This is a genomic window from Stenotrophomonas sp. NPDC077659 (genome assembly GCF_050268705.1).
Taxonomy (GTDB): Bacteria; Pseudomonadota; Gammaproteobacteria; order Xanthomonadales; family Xanthomonadaceae; genus Stenotrophomonas.
Genome location: NZ_JBNNHG010000179.1, coordinates 1 through 3,989, shown reverse-complemented (window position 1 = coordinate 3,989; position 3,989 = coordinate 1). Strand labels below are relative to the sequence as shown.

Genomic DNA, 3,989 nt, shown 5'->3' with positions numbered 1-3,989 from the left:
TGGCCGTTGGTCGGTTGCTCTTCGCCCTGACCCTGGTAGAGCCGGCCGTTGGTCGGTTGCTCTTCGCCCTGACCCTGGTAGAGCCGGCCGTTGGTCGGCTGCTCTTGACCGGACGACACGCCGTCAGCCGAGCATGGCTCGGCTCTACACGGGGCAAGCGGGCTCTCGTTATGCATGGCCCACCTCAATGGGTGATGTCGTCATGGGCCAGATCCCCCGGACGGATGGTCGGCGGCGTGGTGAAGGTGTGCGCTGGTGCCGGCGACGGCAGCGTCCATTCCAGGCCACGCGCGCCTTCCCAGCTGCGGGCTTCGGCCTTTTCACCATTGCGCAGCGAGGACAGCAGGATCGCGGCCATCATGAACGGGGTAGCAAACATACCGAACGCACCGATCGAGCTGATCAGGTTCCAGTCGGCAAACGCCACGCTGTAATCGGGGATGCGCCGCGGCATGCCAGCCAGGCCAAGGAAGTGCTGCGGGAAGAACAGCAGGTTCACGAACACGATCGACCACCAGAAGTGCACCTTGGCCCACTTCTCGCTGTACATGCGCCCGGTCCACTTCGGCCACCAGTAGTACACCGCCGCGATCAGCGCGAACACCGCACCGGTCACCAGCACATAGTGGAAATGGGCCACCACGAAGTAGGTGTCGTGGTACTGGAAGTCGGCCGCGACGATGGCCAGCATCAGGCCGGAGAAGCCACCGATGGTGAACAGGATGACGAAGGCCACCGACCACAGCATCGGTGCCTCGAAGGTGAGCGAGCCGCGCCACATGGTGCTGACCCAGTTGAACACCTTCACGCCGGTCGGGATCGAGATCAGCATCGTGGCGAACATGAAGTAGATCTCGCCACCCAGCGGCATGCCCACGGTGAACATGTGGTGGGCCCAGACGATGAAGGACAGGAAGGCGATCGCGGCGGTGGCGTACACCATCGCCTGGTAGCCGAACAGCGGCTTGCGGCTGAAGGTCGGGATGATCTCGCTGACCACGCCGAAGGCGGGCAGGATCATGATGTAGACCTCGGGGTGGCCGAAGAACCAGAAGATGTGCTGGTACATCACCGGGTCACCGCCACCGGCGGCATTGAAGAAGCTGGTGCCGAAGAACTTGTCGGTCAGCAGCATGGTCACCGCGCCGGCCAGCACCGGCATCACCGCAATCAGCAGGAACGCAGTGATCAGCCAGGCCCAGCAGAAGATCGGCATTTTCAGCAGGTCGATGCCCGGCGCCCGCATGTTCAGCACGGTGGCGATGATGTTGATCGCGCCCATGATCGAGCTGATGCCGGCCACATGGATGGCGAACACGCTGAAGGCGACGTTGTAGCCGCCCTGCAGCGACAGCGGCGGGTACAGCGTCCAGCCACCGGCCGGCGCGCCACCGGGCAGGAACAGGGTCAGCAGCAGCAGGCTGAAGGCCACCGGCAGCAGCCAGAACGACCAGTTGTTCATGCGCGGCAGCGCCATGTCCGGCGCACCGATCTGCAGCGGGATCATCCAGTTGGCCAGGCCGACGAAGGCCGGCATCACGCCGCCGAAGATCATCACCAGCGCATGCACGGTGGTCATCTGGTTGAAGAACTCGGGCTTGACGAACTGCAGGCCCGGCTGCGCCAGCTCAGCCCGGATCACCACGCTCATCGCCGCGCCGATGATGAACATGATGAAGCTGAAACCCAGGTACAGGGTGCCGATGTCCTTGTGGTTGGTCGAGAAGAACCAACGCTCGAAGAAGCTCTGGTGGTGGTGGTGATCGTCGTGCCCAACTGCCGAGTGCGCCATCGCAAAACACCTCTCAGAATCGGTTGTCGCCACGGTCGCGAACGGCCGCGGGCTTTACATCACGCGCCGCTGGCCGCGGTGGCAGGGGGAGCGGCTTCGGCCGCTGCTGGGGCGGCCGGGGTTTCGCCTGCCGGAGTGGCCGGTTCAGCCGGCGCTGCAGGTGCGGCGGGCGGTGCCGGCTTGCGCTGCGCCAGCCACTGCTTGAAGTCTTCCTTGGACACCGCCTCGACCACGATCGGCATGAACCCATGGTCCTTGCCACACAGCTCGGCGCACTGGCCGCGGTAGACGCCGGGCTGCTCGATGCTGGTCCAGGCCTCGTTGATGAAGCCGGGGATGGCGTCCTGCTTCCAGCCCAGCGCCGGCACCCACCAGGCGTGGATCACATCATCGGAGGTGATGACGAAGCGCACCTTGGTATCCACCGGCAGCACCAGACGGTTGTCCACGTCCAGCAGGTAGTGCGGGTGGCTTTCGCGGGTAGGCACCACGCCACTCTGCCGAACGCGGTCCGATTCACGGTCCAGGCGGCTGGTGAAGGTGACATTCTCGCCGAGGTATTCGTACTTCCACATCCACTGGTAGCCGGTGATCTTCACCGTCATCTCGGCATCGCGGGTGTCGTACATCTTGATCAGGTTGGCCGTGGCCGGCCACGCCATCACGATCAGGATGATCACCGGGATCACCGTCCATATCACTTCAGCCTTGGTGTTATGGCTGAAGGTGGCCGCGACCGCGCCCTTGGATTTGCGGAACTTGAAGATGGCGTAGGCCATCGCGCCGAACACGATGACGCCGATCACCGTACAGATGATCAACGACAGGTTGTTCGACTCCCAGGCCAGGCGCGAGGTCTGGGTGACCCCCTTGCCCATGTTCAGCTGCCACGGCTTGGGATCGGCGGCCTGCGCCCATGCCCACGCCGGAACCAGTCCCCCGGCCACCAGGCTGGCGACCGCTGCAACGCACTTCGTGCCCCACCTGCTGCTTTGCTTCATTGCCTAGACCCTTAGCGTCGTCGGTTGCCGCCATCGCTGGCGGCGAGCAAGCCTTCAAGCATTTCAGCGAGCGTCTGGCGTTCGGCCGGCGCGAGGAAACTCCCCACCTCCACCTGCCGGCCGCTGGATGCCAGCCGGACCCTCTCGTCGTCGGTGAGCAGGCGCACCCAGTGGGGATGGGCCCGGAACACCGGCGATCCACCGGCTACGGGGATGACCTCCACGTACGCCGGCACGACCCGGATCTCCTCCTGCCGTTCACCGCTGCGCCACAAGGCGCGCAAGGCGGCTGCCAGCAACAGGCTGTACAGCAGCGCGAACAGGGGGGCGAACGCATTGCCGGCCACCCACCCGAGGGCGGACACCAGCCACATCGCACCCGACAACACGGTGAACAACAGGACGAACTGCCGGGCATCGAGCGCCCGTGGGGGACGCAGCCGCAGCTGCGTACCTGACCCATCAGGAGCTGGAAGCACCTCGATCATGTCGCAACCGCGTTCCTGCCGCGGGAAACGCCTCGATGGTAGCCCTGCCCTCTCACCGGTAGCAAGGGTGCATTCACACTTTTTCCAATGTTGCAATACAGCATGAGCCCGGCGGCGCGAATGACGAATTCGGCACAAACTATGCAGCACTGTCTGAACACGCTGAATCCACCACCATCAGGGGCTATCAGCCCTCCACAAAGGTGTCTTCGGGGGACTTCCGGAGGGCGCAAAAATGATTAAAATCGCCAAGTTTTCCACTGGCCGGACCGGCATGAACGCACCTTCCTCCTCCCCTGCCGCCCACGACGCCCCGCGTCCGGGCGCGCTGCTGTCGCCGGAACTGCCGGCGCCCCCCAACCCGTTCCGCCAGGCCATCACCGATGGCTGGTTGAAGGACGAGGCCAGCCATGTCCGCGAGCTGCTGGCGCAGGCCCGGCTGCCCGCCGAGGAACAGGCCAAGGTGCAGGCGCTGGCCGCCGACCTGGTCGGCAGGGTACGCGTACGTGCCAAAGACCAGGGCGCCATCGAAGCCTTCATGCGCCAGTACGACCTGGGCAGCGAGGAAGGCGTGCTGCTGATGTGCGTGGCCGAGGCGCTGCTGCGCATTCCCGACCAGGACACCGCCGACAAGCTGATCCGCGACAAGCTGGCACCAGCTGGCCGCTGCGCTGCGCGGCCAGGGCGTGGACCTGGCCGATCCGCAGA

The 3,989-nt window shown here is 65.0% G+C and carries 3 protein-coding genes and 1 pseudogene; 1 reads left to right on the top strand and 3 read right to left on the bottom strand.

What is annotated here, in order from left to right; all coding sequences use genetic code 11:
* Positions 1-184: 184 nt before the first annotated feature.
* From ctaD to ACQKDV_RS17525, 3 genes are read right to left on the bottom strand one after another with little or no spacing between them, the layout of a single operon-like run.
* Positions 185-1,792, bottom strand: coding sequence for a cytochrome c oxidase subunit I (ctaD, locus tag ACQKDV_RS17535; RefSeq protein ID WP_057497455.1), 1,608 nt, complete (start codon positions 1,790-1,792; stop codon positions 185-187).
* A 59-nt stretch (positions 1,793-1,851) separates the two neighbouring features.
* Complete coding sequence (gene coxB / locus ACQKDV_RS17530) at positions 1,852-2,793, bottom strand: cytochrome c oxidase subunit II (protein ID WP_427785436.1); 942 nt, start codon at positions 2,791-2,793, stop codon at positions 1,852-1,854.
* Between the two features lie 11 nt (positions 2,794-2,804).
* On the bottom strand, positions 2,805-3,281 hold the full coding sequence (locus tag ACQKDV_RS17525; protein WP_427785435.1) for a DUF2244 domain-containing protein: 477 nt from the start codon (positions 3,279-3,281) through the stop codon (positions 2,805-2,807).
* A gap of 274 nt (positions 3,282-3,555) precedes the next feature.
* On the opposite strand from ACQKDV_RS17525, the pseudogene ACQKDV_RS17520 reads away from it, so the two are divergent.
* Positions 3,556-3,989: pseudogene (locus ACQKDV_RS17520) on the top strand (hypothetical protein); the annotation flags it as partial.